We start from the raw sequence: 17,161 nt of genomic DNA on the forward strand, positions 1-17,161 counted from the left end.
CTACCGCCTTACGCTTTCGCTTTCGGCATCTGGCTCACCAGAGACAGGTTCACATCCATGCCTTCCACCTGGAAGTGCGGCACCGCAAACAGCTTCACGCGGAAGAAACCCGGGTTGTCTTCGATATCTTCCACCACCACTTTCGCGTCACGCAGCGGATGAGAAGCCTGCAACTCATCGCCCGGATCGGTCATTTCCGTCACCAGACTACGCACCCAGGTATTCAGCTCCAGTTCCAGCAGACGGCGGTCCTTGGTGGTGCCGATGTTCTCGCGCTGGATGAGCTTCAGGTAGTGCGCAATACGCGACAGCAGGAAGATGTACGGCAGACGGGCGTTGATGCGGCTGTTGGCCGTGGCATCTGCGGTGTCGTACAACGCCGGTTTCTGCGCGGAGTTCGCCGAGAAGAAGCAGGCATAGTCGCGGTTTTTGTAATACGAGAGCGGGATAAAGCCGAGGCTGGCAAACTCAAACTCGCGGGTCTCCGGGATCATCACCTCAGACGGAATTTTCACCTGGTTGCCGGTGCCCAGATCGTACAGATGAATAGGCAGATCTTTCACCGCCCCGCCCGCCTGCGGGCCACGGATCTGCACGCACCAGCCGTTATTGATGAAGCTCTTCACCATGTTTGACGCGAAGGAGAACGACGCGCTGGTCCACAGGTATTTCTCGTGATCCGGGCCTTTCACCTGCTCAACGTAGTTAAAGCTGCGTACCGGTACGGTGTCCGGGCCATACGGCAGACGCCCCAGCACGCGCGGCATCACGAGGCCGATGTAGCGGGCGTCGTCGGTGTCGCGGAAAGATTTCCACTTGATGTACTCGGCGCGGTCGAAGTAGTTGCCGATATCCTTAATTGCAGCGACCTCTTCCATCGAGTCTTTCAGGAAGAATTTCGGACCGACAGAGCCAATAAACGGCATATGTGCGGCAGCTGATACTTTAGAGATGTTGCGCAGCAGCGCCACATCCTGCGGGCTGGCGTCAAATTCATAGGATGAAATCACGGAACCAATCGGCTCGCCGCCCGGGGTGTCGTATTCGGCGGTATAGGTGTGCCAGTAGAGGCCGCTCTGAATAAGTTCCGGCGCGTCTTCAAAGTCCTGACGCAGATCTTCTTTCGACACATCCAGAATTTCGGTTTTCACATTCTGGCGGTAGTCGGTGCTGTCCACCAGCTGCTTCAGGCCGCGCCACAGGGACTCCACCTTCTGGAACTCCTGGTGATGCATTACGGCATCCAGCTGACGGCTGATCTGGAAATCCAGCTCAGCGATATGGTGGTCAATCAGCGTTTTGTCGAGCTTCTCCACCGGCTGACCGGATTTGCGGATGCAGTCCATAAACACCTGCATCGCCGCCGTCAGGCGTTCACCCGCCGGAGCGTCAGAAAGCGCGGCGTCATCCAGAAACGCATTGATATCACCCAGGCTGGAGGCCGGGGTCAGGTTGATTTTTTCAAACAGGGAGGCGTAAACGCCCTCTTTTTCCAGTACGGTGGTCTGCCCCTGCGCGGAGGCGGTTTCAGTATTCACAGACATCAGCATATTCCCGGTTAATCCATTAAATTACACATGCCGCTTATTTCGGGGCCAGTGCACTCATTTCGTCGCGTAATTCCTGAGACAGCGCCGGGTCTTTGAGAATTTTCTCGAGTTCTTTTCTGAAAGTGGCGTTATCAAGAAGATTGGATTTGAGGTCGCGTAATAAATTACGCATAGCCAGCATGGCGCGGAGCTGGGGGATCTGGCGGGCAACCTGTTCAGGTTCGAAATCCTTAATATCGGAGAAATTCAGTTTTATGCTTTCTTCCGAGCCATCCCCGGCCATTGTGTTAGGAACCGTCAGATTCACTTCCGGGTTAAATTCCGAAAGTACGCTGTTGAAGTTATTTTTATTGACGTTGATTTTCTCCCTTTCCGATAATGGGCGATTCTCTTTTCCATTACTGAAATCACCGACGGTGAGGAGTTTAAGCGGCAGTTCGATTTTCTTCTGCGCGCCACCTGTATGCAGAGCCAGCTTTAAGTTTATGCGTGCCTTGGGCACCTCATTCTGGAATGAATCGGCCATAGCAATCCCTTTCTTTAAAAGAAATAAATGTTAAGTGAGTGACGTTTCTTTACAAAGCCATATTAGAGCAAATGTCCATTTGAAATCAACTTTTCAGATCAAAGATCTACAATTGGACTTTTCTTAAGAATATTCCACCAATAAGAATAAAAAAGAACGCCGCGTAGCGGCCTACCGAAATGCCCTTGCGCGCTTTTTGTGAGCCTGACAAAAAGTTGCTCAAAGGTTGGCTACCAGATTATTTTGTTACTTTATCGAAGTGATGGAATAGTCCAGCCACGGACTATTCCATCACTCACAGTTATAAAAAATAAGGATAATATTGGCCCCACTATATATTTAAATATCCTATCTCTTTTTTTAACCCCTATCACATACAGATAATCGATAAACCTGGGACCAAACAGTTATTCCTTTCATAAAATCAGGCAGAATTATATCTAATCAGCAGGGTCAATTGAATTGACTTTCCCATAAATTCAGGAAGGGGCGCAACATCTCCTCTTCTAAACGTCTTAATTTCTCCCTTCATTGAATGACTTAGCCTTTCTCCTGCTACGCTTGTTGTATGGTTCAGAAACGCAGGAACGCTTTCGATGAAAAAAATCGCCATTATCGGCTCAGGCCCAACAGGGATTTACACCTTTTACTCACTTCTTAACAACGCAGCGCCGCTTTCGATCACCGTTTTCGAAAAGGCAGACCAACCCGGTGTCGGAATGCCCTACAGCGACGAGGATAATTCCCGGCTGATGCTGGCGAACATCGCCAGTATTGAAATACCGCCCATTTTCATCACTTACCTGGACTGGCTCAAACAGCAGAATGCGGCCCGCCTTGCTCGCTATAACGTCGACAGTGAGAAGCTGCACGACCGGCAATTTCTGCCCCGTATTCTGCTGGGTGAATATTTCCACGACCGGTTTCTCGCTGTCGCTGCCGAGGCGAAAAAGGCTGGGTTTCATATCGAGGTTCACCCCAACGCAGAAGTCACTGATATTAAGGCTGATGCAGACGGCGTGGCCCTTTCAGTGAACGATGCCCCTTTCTCAAGGCGGTTTGATCTTGCGGTTGTTGCCACCGGCCACGTCTGGCCTGATGAAAATGAAACCACCCGCGCATATTTCCCAAGCCCATGGTCAGGGCTGATGGACGCGGAGGTCCGAGCCTGTGAGGTGGGGATCATGGGTACCTCCCTCAGCGGGCTGGACGCTGCAATGGCGGTTGTAATGCAGCATGGCCGGTTTAGCGGGAAGCAGTTCGTTGTCAATAAAGGCAGCGAAGGGCTAAAAATCATGCTGATGTCCCGCACGGGCGTTCTGCCGGAGGCCGATTTTTACTGCCCTATCCCTTATGAACCACTGTCGGTGTTAACGGATTGTGTGGTGGCAAGCGAAATCGACAAAGGCCCGGATGGGCTGCTTGACCGCATCTTTGCGCTGATGGTGAAAGAGCTTGAGCTGGCCGATCCGCGATGGTGTCAGGCGATAGCGCTCGGCACGCTGAATGCCGACACGCTCCGTGATGCCTGGTTTGAGGATCGTAAAAAGCATGGTCCTTTCACCTGGGCCGAAGCGAATCTGAAAGAAGTGGAGCGCAACAAGCGCGAAAAACGCACCGTTGCCTGGCGCTATACCGTGCTTCGTCTGCATGAAGTGGTACAGGCCATCGTCCCTTCACTCAATGAGCATGACAGAGAGCGGTTTAAATCCGGGCTGGAGCGTGTGTTCATCGATAATTATGCCGCCATTCCACCGCAGTCTATCCGCCGGTTACTGGCGCTGCGCGAGGCAGGGATCATTAGCGTGGTCGCACTCGGTGATGATTACGACCTGGATATCGGCAGCGATCAGACCGTCATCACCACGGCAAAAAAAGTTACCGCTTCGACGTGTTTATCGACGCGCGCGGACAAAAGCCGCTCAGAAACAAGGACATTCGCTTCCCCACCCTGCGTAAACAGCTTGCGGGAACCGGCGATGACGTTCCGGACGTGGGGGAAGACTATACGTTGCTGGCGCCGGCATCACTGCGGGGGCGTATCGCTTTTGGGGCGATCCCCTGGCTGATGCACGATCATCCGTTTGTTCAGGGTTTGTCTGAGTGCGCTGAAATTGGTAAAGCGATGGCGAAAGCGGCTGGAAAACCTGCGTCGGGGGTGCGAAGGAAGTTACCTTACATGGAGTTTTAACAGGGCTTCCCTGCCCTGCGGTGTCGGATTACTCGAAGAAGACTTCCGGGTTTTCCGACAACGACACGAACGATTTTGTGTTCTTGTCCAGGGCAAGGATTTTGCCGCTTTCGATGTCATATACCCAGCCGTGCAGGCGAATGGCATTGTTGCGCAGGCCTACCGCCACCGACGGATGGGTCTTGATGTTGCTCAGCTGCGCAAAGACGTTTTCCTGCACCATCGCATTCACTTTATCGATTGGCTTATCCCAGGTTTTCTTCTCCACCACCGCTTTTGCCGCATCAGAATAGCGCAGCCAGTGGGAAACGGCCGGCATCGGCTCCAGATCGGCGTTGTCAGCAATCGCCTTCATCGCGCCGCAGTTGGAGTGGCCGCAAATAACGATATCGGTCACGCCCAGGGCCACTACCGCATATTCGATGGTCGCAGAGACACCGCCAGGCTCCGGCCCGAACGGAGGCACAATGTTGCCCGCGTTTCGAATGACAAAGAGCTGTCCTGGCTCCTGTTGCGTAACCAGTTCCGGAACCAGACGGCTGTCGGAGCAGGAGATAAACAGCGCTTTGGGATTCTGACTGGACGCTAAACTACGAAAAAGCTCTTTACGTTGCGGGAAAATCTCTTTTTGAAAGCTGAGAAAACCTTCAATGATATGTTGCATAGCCATTTCTCTTTTATCTGTTTTAGTTTAGGTATGATCGCGATCACACTCGTAAAATTTAACCACCGCGTCTTAGCGGAGACAAGCAATATATTTCTGGCCCGACCGCTGCACGATCTCATCTGCGTTCACCGGGATGTTCTGCCCTTCAAAGGCCCCGTACAGGCGCTGGTACGTTTTCCCGGTCAGTCGGCCGATCACCGACTCAACGGTGCGGGCAGGCAGCGGCAGCATATTCGGATAACTCCACATAAACGACACGGCGTCTTTTCCGGGTGTAACCTGCAAAATATCACCGGCCAGCAGCACGCCGTCGCCTGACTGCCAGTGCAGCACCGTGCCGCCTGCAAAATGCCCGCCCAGCCGCAGCAGAGTCACCAAAGACATAATCTCCAGGGCGTCCTCCTCCCAGAAGCGTATCGCCGGGCTGTCACGCATCACCCACTGCCGATCGCTGGCGTGCAGGTAGATCGGCGCGTTAAACGCGGCGGCCCACTCCTGCATGGTGGTGTAGTAATGCGGGTGCGAAATCGCGATCGCGCTGATGCCCCCGAGCGCGTCAACTAACGCTCTGGTCGCCGGGTCAAGATTGGCGATGCAGTCCCACAGAACATTGCCCTGTGGCGTACGCAGCAGAAGCGCGCGCTGGTTGATGGCAAAAGCGGGAACGGTTTTGATGCTGAACAGCTGCGGCTCCAGCTGTTGCCATTTGTTGGTGTGCGTGGTCGTAAGGCTGTCGAAGTCCGTCCATGCCTGGCCCGTCACCGGGACATACTGGCGCTCATCGTCGCAAATCGGGCAGTTTTTGGGCTGTTCATCGTAAGCGGTACCGCAGGTTTTACAGAGTGTAATCATCGGCTTTCCTCAGCAATAAAGCACTGAGTATGGCAGGGATTATCCATATGTGCTGAGGGGTGTCTGGCCCACTTTTTTTGACTTATACTGTGCCAGTATCAAAAACTGAATAACGCAGGTGGCACATGGAAATTGATCTCGATAACTTAGTCTTTAACGGGCTGGATGAAGCAGAAGAGCGCAACGCGGAACGTCTCGACGATGCGGATAAAAAAGCCCAGGCGATTGTCGCCGATGACGACTGCGGCGATGCCTGCAAGATCTGAAGAAAAAGCACCGGGCTCCCCGGTGCTTTTTTATGGATGCCTTTTGCTACCCGATATCAGATCTCCGGCGTTTTGCTAAACCCGGTCAGCATCAGGATCAGGCTTTGGGGAGATGAGCCCGTCTCAAACTGATAGTGATTTCCCTGACGATCGCCGCCGATATACCACGAAATTTCGGTTTTCCCTTCTGCCAGCGCCTTACGCACCACTTTATCCACGTCCACCATCCGGTATTCGCGGGAGTGGTTCAGGTAAAGCACCGCATCCGAGCGGTAGTTGCAGGACGGTCGTGAATGCCAGCTTACGGTGGCCGGATCCCAGTCGTTACTCGCCGGATAGAAGAAAATTTGATCCGCGCCGTTGGTTTCCACTTTCCCGCCAAAAATTCTTACGCGGTATTTGAACAGGGCAGGATCCTGTCCGGCAGGCAGCGGTGGAATGTGGAACTTCACCAGCGACAATGTTTCGCTGTTTTTCGTGCGTCCACCGTTCTTCCAGTTATCCTGCACCAGTAAGACCTGGGGATCGGGCTGTGAAAGTGCGGGTTCCATGCTGCTGAGCCAGACGTTGGCCTTCGCTTTTGAATAACCATACGGCACGGTGGTGCCGCAATCCATTCCGCGGTTCATGCACAGGTCGGTCATAAAGCGCGCGGCATCTTCCGTCCAGCCGTTCATGAAGTCAGCATGTGCCGTATACAGACTACCCCACCGCTCTTCACGCTCACTGCCATGCATGATGGGGTCGAGGGAAAGCTGGACTTTACTGGTATCCAGAGAGCTAATTGTCGGGAGCACGTACGCAATATTCATGTTCACCGTCGGGATCTTCACCGGGAAGGCGGACGGACACTGTCCTTTCGTATCGTAGGTGGCGTTAGCCAGGCCGTGGGCGGGCTTCAGGTTGACCCCGTCCCAGCAGTTCGGGAACTGAATGCCGATATTAAACTGCACGGCATCCTTCGCCTTGCGTAAGCCGCAGACTTCACCCGTTCTGGTGGTGTAACCCTTGCCATTGGCGCATAAAAAGGTGATATGCGGATTTGGCGCGGTGCCGTGGTGATCGCCCGCCAGCAGCGACAGCCCCGCCGGGAACGGGTGCAGCGGCCAGGCGTCAACGTTCGATGCTTGATAATAGGTTTTTTGATAGGCGGGTTTGACCACCGTTCCGTCCGGCAATTTTAGCGACGGAGCCCAGTAGGCCGAGCTGTCTGCTTTGTTATCGCAGGTGGTCTTTTCCTGGGTACGCAGCGATTCACGGCTGGAGTAAGCATCCGTATGCACGTTACCAAAAAAATCGTGCAGCATAGCCTCGTTGGGCATGCCGAACATCATAATGGCATCATCGCCGAGGGTGTGGGAATAACTGCATACAACATGTGCCTGTGGACCAGCGTGTGCCGCCTGCATGGTAAGCAGAAGTGCGGTGGCAGAAAGCGCGGGGGTTAATACTGTCCGTTTCATTATTATCTCCATCTGTGAAAGGAGATAGTGGTAACAAAACGGCCATCAATTACCGAGGATTAGCCTGGGTATTTTTCCCTTCATCCTCGCTTTACAGACACCACGCACAACTCATTCCAGTACATTTCGCGCGTCCGGCGCAGTTCAGCGTGACGTTTTATCATGGAACCACTCCGGGTCGATGTTGGCTACGTCCACGCCATACAGGCTGGCGACAGGCAGTATTGACTCAAGAACACGTTGCGCGCTGTTCTCCGCATTCGCTGGTCGGGGCGCAAAAAACCGCCGTAACGTGCTTATCCATTTTTTCATCGTCATTACCCTTCTCGCTTAACCTGTCCTCAGTTAAACACCCAAATTGCGCCGGGGGGAAATATCAAAATCCACTGTCGATGTGCAGGATCTGCAAATAGCGCCCCACCGTCTGCTCTCTTCTTTAACACCTTGTTCACTCATGCTTTTTTTCACATAGCAAAGAACGATTTCTTATTTGGCGATAGCTTTCCCTTATGGGAGCGTAACGGGGTAAAACAAAAACAACGGGATGGCGTATGACTATGGCTGCAAAAATGAAAGGGTTTAAAAAACGGGCGCAGGTTCTGGGATTAGTGGCAGCCTGGGGCCTGGTTTCAGCGCAGGCGCAGGCCGATCGGCTGGCGGATATCAAGGCAGCAGGCGTGGTGAAAGTGGCCACATTTGATGCTAATCCACCCTTTGGCTCGATTGATGCCAAAACGCATGAGATCGTGGGTTACGATGTGGACTTCGCCAAAGCGCTGGCGAAATCGCTCGGCGTCAAGCTTGAACTGGTCACCACCAATCCGGCTAACCGCATTCCGCTGCTACAGTCCGGAAAAGCGGATCTCATCGTGGCGGATATCACCATCACCCCGGAACGCGCACAGGTCATTGATTTCTCGACGCCTTACTTTGTCACCGGCCAGCAGTTCCTGGTCCCGGTAAAATCACCGGACAAGCTTGATGACTATAGCCGGGCACGCATTGGCGCCGTAAAAGGTACGACGGGTGAACAGGCGCTGCACCAGCGTTTTCCGCAGTCCCGCGTCCTCTCTTACGATGACATCCCGCTGGCGCTGACGGCACTGCGCAATGGCAACGTGCAGGCCATTACCCAGGACAGCACCATTCTGGCTGGTCTGCTGGCGCAGGCGCCGGATAAAGCCGACTTCAAAATCCTGCCCGACCTGCTCAGTAAAGAAGAGATTGGCGTGGGGGTGAAAAAGGGTGAAACGGCGCTGCTGAAAGCCGTTAACGATGAGCTGGTTAACCTGGAGAAAAACGGCCAGGCGGCAAAAATCTATGACGTCTGGTTCGGTCCAGGCACCCCTGCTCCACAGCCTCGTAACTTTAAAATAGAAGCCCGGTAATATGCTCTCAGGTTTATTTTCGCACTCCGCGGCCAATGCCGCGGATTTTTCACGTCTGGAACAGGCCAGCGTTGAGTTTCGCCATGTGGACAAACGCTACGGCGACCATCCGGTTTTAACCGACATTAATCTCACCATCATGCCGGGTGAAGTGGTTGCCATTCTCGGCCCTTCGGGTTCCGGAAAATCGACCCTGATTCGGCTTATCAACCAGCTTGAGAGCCTGAGCGGCGGGGAGATTCTGGTCGACCACAAGCCGACCGGACAGCTTTCCGGCAGCAGGCTACGTCAGTTACGCAGCCGCGTCGGGTTTGTATTCCAGCAGTTCAATCTCTATGCCCACCTTACCGCCAGCCAGAACATCACCCTGGCACTGGAGCACGTTCACGGCTGGAAACCCCTGCCCGCCCAGGAGCGCGCGCTGGCGCTGCTGGAGAAGGTCGGCATGCTGGAGAAGGCGCACCGCTACCCTGCTGAACTTTCCGGCGGACAACAGCAGCGCGTGGCGATTGCCCGCGCTCTGGCCTCGTCGCCGCAAATCATTCTCTTTGACGAGCCAACGTCGGCACTCGACCCGGAGATGATTGGCGAAGTGCTGTTGGTGATGAAAGCCCTTGCCCACAGCGGGATCACCATGATTGTCGTCACCCATGAGATGCAGTTCGCCCGGGAAATTGCCGATCGAATCGTCTTTATCGACGGTGGACACATTCTGGAAACCGCGTCCCCGGCGCAATTTTTCAACCAACCGTCGCATCCGCGTGCGAGGCGGTTCCTGCAAAAAGTGCTGGATCCGCTGCGTCAGGAGCAACTGTAATGCCCGCTCTGGACTGGCAGGGGGTGCTGGCCGGACAGCCCCTGCACTGGATCCTCTCCGGATTTCTCACCACTCTGTGGGTGACGCTGGCGGGGATTATGCTGGCAAGCCTGCTCGCCTTGTTCTTTATGCTTTTGCGGCTTTCCGGGGGACGTCTCGGGACGTCGTTCGTCAGCGGCTGGGTATCGCTGTTTCGCAATACGCCGCTGCTGGTGCAGCTGCTGTTCTGGTATTTCGCCGCCTGGAACGGGTTGCCGCAGGAGCTGCGTGACGCGGTGAATGCAGACCACAGCTGGTCCATTTTGCCCGGTGACGTCTGGTGGTTTACGCCCGAATTTTTATGCTCCGCCTGGGGGTTAGGCGTATTTACCTCGGCGTTTTTAATTGAAGAAGTCGAATCGGGGCTCCGTTCCGTACCTGCCGGGCAACGGGAGGCGGCGCTCGCCCAGGGATTTTCCTCATGGCGTCTGTTTCGCTACATTCTTCTGCCACAGGGGCTCGCTAACGCCTGGCAACCCGTCGTTGGCCAGTACCTTAACCTGATGAAGCTCTCCTCGCTCGCGAGCGGAATTGGCTTCGCCGAACTGACCTACCAGGTTCGCCAGATAGAAAGTTATAACGCCCATGCCCTGGAAGCCTTTACCGTCGGTACGGTGCTCTACTTACTTACCGGGATGGTGACGGGGAGCGTGCTGGTGCGCCTCGGCCCCCATTCAGGGAGGAAAAATCATGATCCCCGGATTTAACGTTATTGTCGAAAACCTGGATTATCTGCTTTGGGGACGTGCGACTGCGGGAGAACCCGGCGGCGTACTGCTCTCACTGCTGATGGCCGCTGGCGCCGCCGCGCTTGCCCTGCCCGGCGGGATTGTGCTGGCATGCGTCGCCTGGCGCTATCCCGGCGTGGTGCGCAGTGCGCTGTTTGCGTGGGCAGAGTTGATTCGCGGGATCCCCCTGATCTTCGTAATATTCTGGATGTGGTATCTGCTGCCGCTGATAACCGGCAGGGATCTCCCTGGCGCGACGACCGTCACGCTGGCGCTGGCCTGGTTTACCGCGGCTGCGGTGATGCATTCGGTATTAGCCGGACTGAGAGCCCTACCGTCGGGCCAGAATGAGGCCGCGCTTTCTCAAGGGTTCAGTACGCAGCAAACGCTGTGGCGCGTGCTGCTGCCGCAGGCGCTGAGAAATATTCTGCCGTCGCTGGTGGGGATTTTTATCAGCCTGCTGAAGGATACGTCGTTGGCGTTTATCGTGAACGTTCCTGAACTGACCACGGTGGCGGGACAGGTCAACAACCGGGTGCAAATTTACCCGGCGGCCATTTTTATCTTTACGGGTGTGATCTATTACCTGCTCTGCTGCTCGCTTGAGCTGCTCGCGAAGCGCTGGCGCGTTAGCCGGCCAGCGCTTTAACCACCGTTTCCATCGCTTTGGTGGTCAACTCACTGCGCTTAACGCGCTGGTTCGCCAGCGCGGTACGCAGTACGCCCGCAATGACAATATGTTTCGGCTCCTGCCCTAAATCACGCATTTCGAGAACGACCTTGCCTACCACCCGACACATCTCCTGGTACAGCGCTTCGTCTTTGGTCACATTGCCCATTGCCATCACTCCGTTGCCCTAAACCGTCAGCTTAAATCATTCGTCGGCTGGATACAAAAAAGAAGCCCGGCGTGTTGTTCGCCGGGCTTCGTCTGGAAAATCAGTCGATTAGTTGTTAACCGGGATGACTGCGCCTTTGTATTTGGTGCGGATCCAGTCCTGAATTTCTTTGGAGTGCAGCACGTTCACCAGCGCGACGATATCCTTCTTCTTCTCGTCACCGCGATGAACGGTAATGATGTTGGCGTACGGGTTATTCTCACCGCTTTCAACCGCAATTGGATCGTGGACCGGATCCAGGCCAGCATCAATCGCGTAGTTGGCGTTGATCACCACCGCAGCACCTTCGTCGTTGTTGTACATCTGCGGCAGCAGAGACGCTTCGACGTTAGGGGTAAATTGCAGCTTTTTCGGGTTCTCCACGATATCGCTGATGCGCGCGGTCACTTTATCGATGCCCGGCTTCAGCTTGATCACGCCCTCTTTTTCGAAGATGGAGAGAATACGCCCTTCCTCGGAAACCGCATCACGCATGATGATTTTGCCGCCCTCCGGCAGATCCTTCAGCGACTTGTATTTTTTGGAGTAGATACCGATCGGCTCAATGTGGATTGCGCCCGCACTGACAAAATCATAATCCTTATCGCCCGCGTGATCTTTCAGCACGCTGTTCAGGTAAGGGATGTGCTGGAAATAGTTGGCGTCAATGTCATGCCCCGCCAGCGCAGTGTTTGGCAGTATGTAGTCCTGGAAGGGTTTAATCTCCAGATCGATCCCCTGCTTCGCCAGAATCGGCTTAGCCTGCTCCAGAATTTCCGCGTGGGGGGTATTGGACGCCCCCACGGTGAGCGTGTCCGCCCAGGAGGCAAAGCTCAGGGCGCTCAGGGTTGCGGCGGCGATCAGTGTCAGTGTCTTTTTCATGATGTGGTTCCTGTGTGTATTTATTAGCGTTTATCTAACAGTGAAGTAATGGCATCGCCGCAGAACTGGATAATGAACACGATGATCAGAATGGTCACCGTTGCCACCAGCGTGACGTCACCATGGTTGCGCTGGAATCCTTCCAGATAAGCCAGATTTCCCAAACCGCCGGCACCTATCACCCCTGCCATTGCGCTGTAGCTCACCAGCGCAATCAGCGTCACCGTCATACCTGAAACCAGTGCGGGTGAGGATTCCGGCAATAAAACCCGAAACACTAACGTGCTCAGCCGCGCGCCCATCGAACGCGTGGCCTCAATGACCCCTTTGTCCACTTCTCGCAGGGCAATCTCGACCAGACGGGCGTAGAACGGCGCCGCGCCCACAATCAGGGCGGGCAGCGCAGCGTTAGCGCCGAGAATGGTCCCCACAACGGTCTTGGTGAACGGGATCAGCAGAACGATGAGAATGATGAACGGAATCGAGCGGAACACGTTCACCACAATCAACATCACGCTGTAGACCGTGCGGTTGTGGAATAACCCGCCGCGGGCAGTTAAAAACAGCGCCAGACCGAGCGCGATCCCCAGGACAAACGTCGCCACGCCGGAAAGCGCAGTCATGTAGAGCGTCTCCTGGGTTGCAGCCCAAAGTTGATCCCACTTCAGGTGCGGAAAGAGTTGTTCAGCCATGCTTGATTACCTCGCCTTCAATATCGCTTTGCTTCAGGTCGGCGAGGATATTGTTCAGTTGTTCATCCGATGCCACCACGTGCACCCAGAGCTGCCCGAAAACACCGTGGGCGGTTTGCGTCATTTTGCCGTGCAGAATGTTAAACGGCAGGCCGTAGCGCAGGGTTAGTTCACCGACGATCGGCCTGTGCGTGCTGTGCCCGGTGAAGGTCAGCCTGATTACCGTGCCTTCCAGATCGTTTGCCAGTTCGGTATTGAAGGTCTCTTCCTCCGCGTACTGGCTCACCTGGCGGACAAACTGCCGGGTGATCGGCTGCTGCGGATGCGTAAACACGCTCAGTACGTCCCCCTCTTCCACCACCTTACCGTTCTCCATAACCGCCACGCGGTCGCAGATTTTGCGCACCACGTGCATCTCATGCGTAATGAGTACGATGGTCAGGTTAAAGCGACGGTTAATGTCCAGGAGCAGATCGAGGATCTGATCGGTGGTTTGTGGATCCAGCGCCGAGGTGGCTTCATCACACAGCAGTACGTCCGGATGATTGGCCAGCGCGCGGGCAATGCCCACACGCTGTTTTTGCCCGCCGCTCAGCTGCGACGGGTAAGCATTCTCGCGTCCCTTCAGGCCGACCAGCTCCACCAGCTCGGCAACGCGAGCCTGAATTTGCTCTTTTGGCACACCGGCAATTTGCATTGAAAAGGCGATGTTTTCCTTCACCGTGCGCGACCAGAGCAAATTAAAGTGCTGGAACACCATGCTGATTTTCAGGCGTGCCTGACGCAGCGCTTCTCCCTTCGCGGCGGAGATATCCTGACCGTTAATGGTGACGCTGCCGGCGCTGGGCTTTTCCAGACCGTTCAGCAGACGGATCAGCGTACTTTTCCCGGCCCCGCTGTAACCGATGATCCCGTAAATCTGTCCCTGCTCTATCGTCAAGTTGACGTTATCAACGGCTGTCAGCGCCAGCTTTCCGTTTTCAAAGACCTTCGAAATATTGCTGAGTACGATCATTCTTATTCGTTATCCGTTACGCATATAGCGGTTTAGCAGTATGGATGTCCAAAAGATAGTAAACAGCCGTTATCAGCTTTTAAATGACCAAAAAAGAATTTCTTATAATTCTGCGGAATAAGCAGCGAACTGGCGGGTGAAAAGCATTTAGATGAATATCGGCAATAATTATCTGCCATTTGCATATCAGGTCTCATTCACCCGACGAAATTGGCTAATTTTGCAGCACTTTATGCGGATATAGCCATCCTCACATCCGGACAACTTTACGTCTTGCTGTCTTTCCATCTGAAAACACAAGGATTATTCCTTTCCGTTCTAAAACGCAGTGAAACGTTCTTTATTGAGAAAATTTCATGGTTCTATCATCCGGTCATCACCTCTTCACAGGACATGACCATGACGCTTTACCACTCCGTCACCGAACTGATTGGCCGCACGCCGCTCATCCAGCTGCACAAGCTGGACGCCGGCCCCTGCTCGTTATTTCTGAAGCTGGAAAACCAGAATCCCGGCGGCTCGATTAAAGACCGCGTCGCGCTGTCGATGATTAATGAAGCCGAGCGTACGGGCCAGCTACGGCCCGGCGGCACCATTATTGAAGCCACGGCGGGGAACACCGGCCTGGGGCTGGCGTTGATTGCGGCGCAGAAGGGCTACTCGCTGATCCTGGTGGTGCCGGACAAAATGAGCCGCGAGAAGATTTTCCACCTGCGGGCGTTAGGGGCGCAGGTCGTGCTGACCCGCTCGGACGTGAATAAAGGGCATCCGGCCTACTATCAGGATTATGCCCGGCGGCTGGCGAACGAACTGCCAGGCGCGTTTTATATCGACCAGTTCAATAACGCGGCCAATCCGCTGGCGCACCGTACCACTACCGCACCGGAACTGTTTGAACAGCTTGACGGCCAGATCGATGCCATCGTCGTCGGCGTGGGGTCCGGCGGTACGCTGGGGGGCTTACAGGCGTGGTTTGCAGAACATTCGCCGCAGACGGAATTTGTGCTTGCCGATCCGGCCGGGTCGGTGCTGGCGGACCAGGTTGAGACCGGACGCCATCACGATGCCGGATCGTGGCTGGTTGAAGGGATTGGCGAAGACTTTATCCCTCCGCTGGCGCACATCGAAGGGGTTAACCGCGCCTGGCGCATTACCGATCGCGAGGCGTTCACCACCGCCCGCGATCTGCTAAAAACGGAAGGGATCCTGGCAGGCTCCTCCACCGGCACGCTGCTGGCGGCGGCGCTGAAATATTGCCAGGCGCAGACTACGCCAAAACGGGTGGTCACCTTCGCCTGCGACAGCGGCAATAAATACCTCTCGAAGATGTTCAACGACGACTGGATGCGTCAGCAGGGGCTGATTTCGCGTCCGCAGGCAGGCGATCTCTCGGACTATATTGCCCTGCGCCACGATGAAGGCGCGACGGTGACTGCCGCCCCGGACGACACGCTTTCCACCGTACTGGCCCGCATGCGCCTGTACGACATCTCCCAGCTGCCGGTGCTCGATAACGACAAGGTCGTCGGCATCATCGATGAGTGGGACCTGCTGCGACACATCGGGGGAGATGCCGATCGCTTCTCACTCCCCGTGACGGCGGCCATGACGCGTCAGGTTGAATATCTGGATAAGCAGGCCCCGGAGAGCGCCCTGTACGCCATCTTTGACCGTGGCCTGGTGGCGATTATTTATGACGAAAACCGCTTTCTGGGTTTGATCACACGCAGTGACGTACTCACCGCCTGGCGTAACCGCCTGACAAAATAAAAGGAGCAAAAGATGAAAAACCTGGCCACCCTCAGCGTTCACAGCGGTGAGTATCACGACCCGCACGGCGCCGTGATGCCGCCAATTTACGCCACGTCGACGTTTGCGCAACCGGCACCGGGTGAACATACCGGCTACGAATACTCCCGGAGCGGCAACCCAACCCGCCACGCGCTGGAGACCGCCATCGCCGAACTGGAAGGCGGCACGCGCGGGTACGCCTTCGCGTCAGGGCTGGCGGCCATTTCCACCGTGCTCGAACTGCTGGATAAAGACAGCCATATCGTCGCCATTGACGACGTGTATGGCGGTACGTATCGCCTGATCGAAAACGTGCGCAAGCGCAGCACCGGGTTACAGGTGAGCTGGGTTAAGCCGGACGATGTAGCCGGACTTGAGGCCGCCATTCGCCCGGACACGCGCATGATCTGGGTGGAAACGCCAACGAACCCGCTGCTGAAACTGGCCGACCTGGAGGCCATCGCGGACATTGCCCGGCGCAATAATGCGATCAGCGTGGCGGATAATACCTTCGCCTCCCCGGTCATTCACCGGCCGCTGGAGGCGGGGTTCGACATAGTGGTCCACTCCGCCACCAAATATCTCAACGGTCATTCAGACGTGGTTGCCGGGCTGGCTGTTGTGGGGTCGAATAAGGATCTGGCGGAGCGTCTGGGCTATCTGCAAAACGCGATTGGCGGCGTTCTGGATCCGTTCAGCAGCTTCCTGACGCTGCGGGGCATTCGCACCCTCTCACTGCGCGTTGAGAAGCACAGCGCCAATGCGCTGGCGATTGCGCAATGGCTGGAGCAGCATCCGCAGGTAGACAGCGTGTTCTATCCCGGGCTGGCATCACATCCCCAGTATGCGCTGGCCCGCAGACAAATGGCGCTGCCGGGCGGCATGATCTCCGTTGTGATTAAAGGCGATGCGCAGCGCGCGACAGAGGTGATCCGTTATCTTACGCTCTTTACCCTGGCGGAAAGCCTTGGCGGTGTGGAGAGTCTGGTGAGCCAGCCCTACAGCATGACCCACGCCTCCATTCCACTGGCGCAGCGTCTTGCAAACGGCATTGTGCCGCAGCTTATCCGCCTGTCGGTGGGGATTGAAGATGCGAAGGATCTGATCGCCGACCTTAAACAAGCGCTGAAAAAGTGAGCAAAAAACGGCGGGCGTTGCGCCTGCCGTCATAAGATGACATTAGGCCTTAACGCCTTGATAACAAACTTATGTGAATCTGCACAGATTATTTTTGAAACGCTGTTTCCATTTTCCTTTTTACTGTAAATCAGCGTATAATGCGCGCCAAATCCCTGGTGAATGGTTTCAGCGCTTGGAATACAAAAAACAACGTATAACTTCTCCTCTCCTTCGTTGGGCTGGCACTCAGGCACACTTTCTTCTGCACGCTCATTTGATGTCACCTATTCTTAGTGC

At 55.2% G+C, this 17,161-nt stretch carries 17 protein-coding genes and 1 pseudogene; 8 read left to right on the plus strand and 10 right to left on the minus strand.

Translation table 11 applies throughout. The features are described from left to right. Positions 1-8: 8 nt before the first annotated feature. Together tssC and tssB are read right to left on the minus strand one after the other, a co-directional pair. On the minus strand, positions 9-1,544 hold the full coding sequence (gene tssC / locus SK53_RS05990; protein WP_032610232.1) for a type VI secretion system contractile sheath large subunit: 1,536 nt from the start codon (positions 1,542-1,544) through the stop codon (positions 9-11). 40 nt (positions 1,545-1,584) lie between these two features. Continuing rightward, positions 1,585-2,076, minus strand: a complete 492-nt coding sequence (tssB, locus tag SK53_RS05995; RefSeq protein ID WP_003856899.1) for a type VI secretion system contractile sheath small subunit — start codon at positions 2,074-2,076, stop codon at positions 1,585-1,587. A 596-nt stretch (positions 2,077-2,672) separates the two neighbouring features. Here tssB and SK53_RS06000 point away from each other — a divergent pair. Continuing rightward, a pseudogene (locus tag SK53_RS06000) lies at positions 2,673-4,267 on the plus strand (FAD-NAD(P)-binding protein). A gap of 28 nt (positions 4,268-4,295) precedes the next feature. On the opposite strand, the gene SK53_RS06005 reads toward SK53_RS06000, so the two are convergent. Beyond that, positions 4,296-4,931 (minus strand): carbonic anhydrase, encoded by a 636-nt coding sequence (locus tag SK53_RS06005; protein ID WP_003857662.1) that lies wholly within the window; start codon positions 4,929-4,931, stop codon positions 4,296-4,298. A gap of 72 nt (positions 4,932-5,003) precedes the next feature. Continuing rightward, the gene (locus SK53_RS06010; protein WP_048208790.1) at positions 5,004-5,786 is read right to left on the minus strand and encodes an MBL fold metallo-hydrolase; all 783 of its coding nucleotides are present in this window, start codon (positions 5,784-5,786) and stop codon (positions 5,004-5,006) included. A 125-nt stretch (positions 5,787-5,911) separates the two neighbouring features. On the opposite strand from SK53_RS06010, the gene SK53_RS23550 reads away from it, so the two are divergent. Next, the gene (locus tag SK53_RS23550) at positions 5,912-6,052 is read left to right on the plus strand and encodes a hypothetical protein (protein ID WP_003857665.1); all 141 of its coding nucleotides are present in this window, start codon (positions 5,912-5,914) and stop codon (positions 6,050-6,052) included. Positions 6,053-6,108: 56 nt separating this feature from the next. Here SK53_RS23550 and SK53_RS06020 read toward each other — a convergent pair whose 3' ends face one another. Beyond that, positions 6,109-7,515, minus strand: coding sequence for a DUF1996 domain-containing protein (locus SK53_RS06020; protein ID WP_022650932.1), 1,407 nt, complete (start codon positions 7,513-7,515; stop codon positions 6,109-6,111). A 144-nt stretch (positions 7,516-7,659) separates the two neighbouring features. Continuing rightward, positions 7,660-7,827, minus strand: a complete 168-nt coding sequence (locus SK53_RS23750; protein ID WP_032609053.1) for a hypothetical protein — start codon at positions 7,825-7,827, stop codon at positions 7,660-7,662. A gap of 245 nt (positions 7,828-8,072) precedes the next feature. On the opposite strand from SK53_RS23750, the gene SK53_RS06030 reads away from it, so the two are divergent. Genes SK53_RS06030 through SK53_RS06045 form a run of 4 tightly spaced genes read left to right on the plus strand, consistent with a single transcriptional unit; the run spans position 8,073 to position 11,136 of the window. Next, on the plus strand, positions 8,073-8,903 hold the full coding sequence (locus tag SK53_RS06030; protein ID WP_044704414.1) for an ABC transporter substrate-binding protein: 831 nt from the start codon (positions 8,073-8,075) through the stop codon (positions 8,901-8,903). Position 8,904: 1 nt separating this feature from the next. Continuing rightward, positions 8,905-9,720 carry an amino acid ABC transporter ATP-binding protein gene (locus SK53_RS06035; protein ID WP_023324533.1) on the plus strand — a complete coding sequence of 272 codons (816 nt, stop codon included), beginning with the start codon at positions 8,905-8,907 and terminating at the stop codon, positions 9,718-9,720. Continuing rightward, positions 9,720-10,466 carry an amino acid ABC transporter permease gene (locus SK53_RS06040; protein WP_045342720.1) on the plus strand — a complete coding sequence of 249 codons (747 nt, stop codon included), beginning with the start codon at positions 9,720-9,722 and terminating at the stop codon, positions 10,464-10,466. Before SK53_RS06035 ends, SK53_RS06040 begins: the two co-directional genes overlap by 1 nt. Then, positions 10,450-11,136 (plus strand): amino acid ABC transporter permease, encoded by a 687-nt coding sequence (locus tag SK53_RS06045; protein ID WP_022650927.1) that lies wholly within the window; start codon positions 10,450-10,452, stop codon positions 11,134-11,136. Before SK53_RS06040 ends, SK53_RS06045 begins: the two co-directional genes overlap by 17 nt. Here SK53_RS06045 and fumD read toward each other — a convergent pair. The 4 genes from fumD to SK53_RS06065 all read right to left on the minus strand — a co-directional run bounded on the left by fumD (position 11,117) and on the right by SK53_RS06065 (position 13,954). Further along, entirely contained in the window at positions 11,117-11,326 is a 210-nt protein-coding gene (gene fumD / locus SK53_RS06050; RefSeq protein WP_003857676.1) for a fumarate hydratase FumD, read from the minus strand. The two genes, SK53_RS06045 and fumD, sit on opposite strands and share 20 nt — an antisense overlap. 108 nt (positions 11,327-11,434) lie before the next feature. Further along, positions 11,435-12,247, minus strand: a complete 813-nt coding sequence (locus SK53_RS06055) for a MetQ/NlpA family ABC transporter substrate-binding protein (protein ID WP_003857677.1) — start codon at positions 12,245-12,247, stop codon at positions 11,435-11,437. Between the two features lie 23 nt (positions 12,248-12,270). Beyond that, positions 12,271-12,939: a methionine ABC transporter permease gene (locus SK53_RS06060; protein ID WP_048208792.1), complete on the minus strand. Its 669-nt coding sequence runs from the start codon at positions 12,937-12,939 to the stop codon at positions 12,271-12,273. Further along, positions 12,932-13,954 carry a methionine ABC transporter ATP-binding protein gene (locus SK53_RS06065; RefSeq protein ID WP_048208794.1) on the minus strand — a complete coding sequence of 341 codons (1,023 nt, stop codon included), beginning with the start codon at positions 13,952-13,954 and terminating at the stop codon, positions 12,932-12,934. Before SK53_RS06065 ends, SK53_RS06060 begins: the two co-directional genes overlap by 8 nt. A gap of 399 nt (positions 13,955-14,353) precedes the next feature. On the opposite strand from SK53_RS06065, the gene SK53_RS06070 reads away from it, so the two are divergent. Both SK53_RS06070 and SK53_RS06075 read left to right on the plus strand, forming a co-directional pair. Further along, the gene (locus SK53_RS06070; RefSeq protein WP_045350531.1) at positions 14,354-15,724 is read left to right on the plus strand and encodes a pyridoxal-phosphate dependent enzyme; all 1,371 of its coding nucleotides are present in this window, start codon (positions 14,354-14,356) and stop codon (positions 15,722-15,724) included. Between the two features lie 12 nt (positions 15,725-15,736). Beyond that, on the plus strand, positions 15,737-16,882 hold the full coding sequence (locus SK53_RS06075; RefSeq protein ID WP_048208796.1) for a trans-sulfuration enzyme family protein: 1,146 nt from the start codon (positions 15,737-15,739) through the stop codon (positions 16,880-16,882). Positions 16,883-17,161 lie beyond the last annotated feature (279 nt).

This window comes from Enterobacter sp. MGH119, from assembly GCF_001037675.1.
Lineage (GTDB): Bacteria > Pseudomonadota > Gammaproteobacteria > Enterobacterales > Enterobacteriaceae > Enterobacter > Enterobacter hormaechei_C.

Coding starts and splice junctions, on each gene's coding strand:
- tssC (WP_032610232.1), bottom strand. CDS start 1,544: ATGTCTGTGAATACTGAAACCGCCTCCGCGCAGGGGCAGACCACCGTA.
- tssB (WP_003856899.1), bottom strand. CDS start 2,076: ATGGCCGATTCATTCCAGAATGAGGTGCCCAAGGCACGCATAAACTTA.
- SK53_RS06005 (WP_003857662.1), bottom strand. CDS start 4,931: ATGCAACATATCATTGAAGGTTTTCTCAGCTTTCAAAAAGAGATTTTC.
- SK53_RS06010 (WP_048208790.1), bottom strand. CDS start 5,786: ATGATTACACTCTGTAAAACCTGCGGTACCGCTTACGATGAACAGCCC.
- SK53_RS23550 (WP_003857665.1), top strand. CDS start 5,912: ATGGAAATTGATCTCGATAACTTAGTCTTTAACGGGCTGGATGAAGCA.
- SK53_RS06020 (WP_022650932.1), bottom strand. CDS start 7,515: ATGAAACGGACAGTATTAACCCCCGCGCTTTCTGCCACCGCACTTCTG.
- SK53_RS23750 (WP_032609053.1), bottom strand. CDS start 7,827: ATGAAAAAATGGATAAGCACGTTACGGCGGTTTTTTGCGCCCCGACCA.
- SK53_RS06030 (WP_044704414.1), top strand. CDS start 8,073: ATGGCTGCAAAAATGAAAGGGTTTAAAAAACGGGCGCAGGTTCTGGGA.
- SK53_RS06035 (WP_023324533.1), top strand. CDS start 8,905: ATGCTCTCAGGTTTATTTTCGCACTCCGCGGCCAATGCCGCGGATTTT.
- SK53_RS06040 (WP_045342720.1), top strand. CDS start 9,720: ATGCCCGCTCTGGACTGGCAGGGGGTGCTGGCCGGACAGCCCCTGCAC.
- SK53_RS06045 (WP_022650927.1), top strand. CDS start 10,450: ATGATCCCCGGATTTAACGTTATTGTCGAAAACCTGGATTATCTGCTT.
- fumD (WP_003857676.1), bottom strand. CDS start 11,326: ATGGGCAATGTGACCAAAGACGAAGCGCTGTACCAGGAGATGTGTCGG.
- SK53_RS06055 (WP_003857677.1), bottom strand. CDS start 12,247: ATGAAAAAGACACTGACACTGATCGCCGCCGCAACCCTGAGCGCCCTG.
- SK53_RS06060 (WP_048208792.1), bottom strand. CDS start 12,939: ATGGCTGAACAACTCTTTCCGCACCTGAAGTGGGATCAACTTTGGGCT.
- SK53_RS06065 (WP_048208794.1), bottom strand. CDS start 13,954: ATGATCGTACTCAGCAATATTTCGAAGGTCTTTGAAAACGGAAAGCTG.
- SK53_RS06070 (WP_045350531.1), top strand. CDS start 14,354: ATGACGCTTTACCACTCCGTCACCGAACTGATTGGCCGCACGCCGCTC.
- SK53_RS06075 (WP_048208796.1), top strand. CDS start 15,737: ATGAAAAACCTGGCCACCCTCAGCGTTCACAGCGGTGAGTATCACGAC.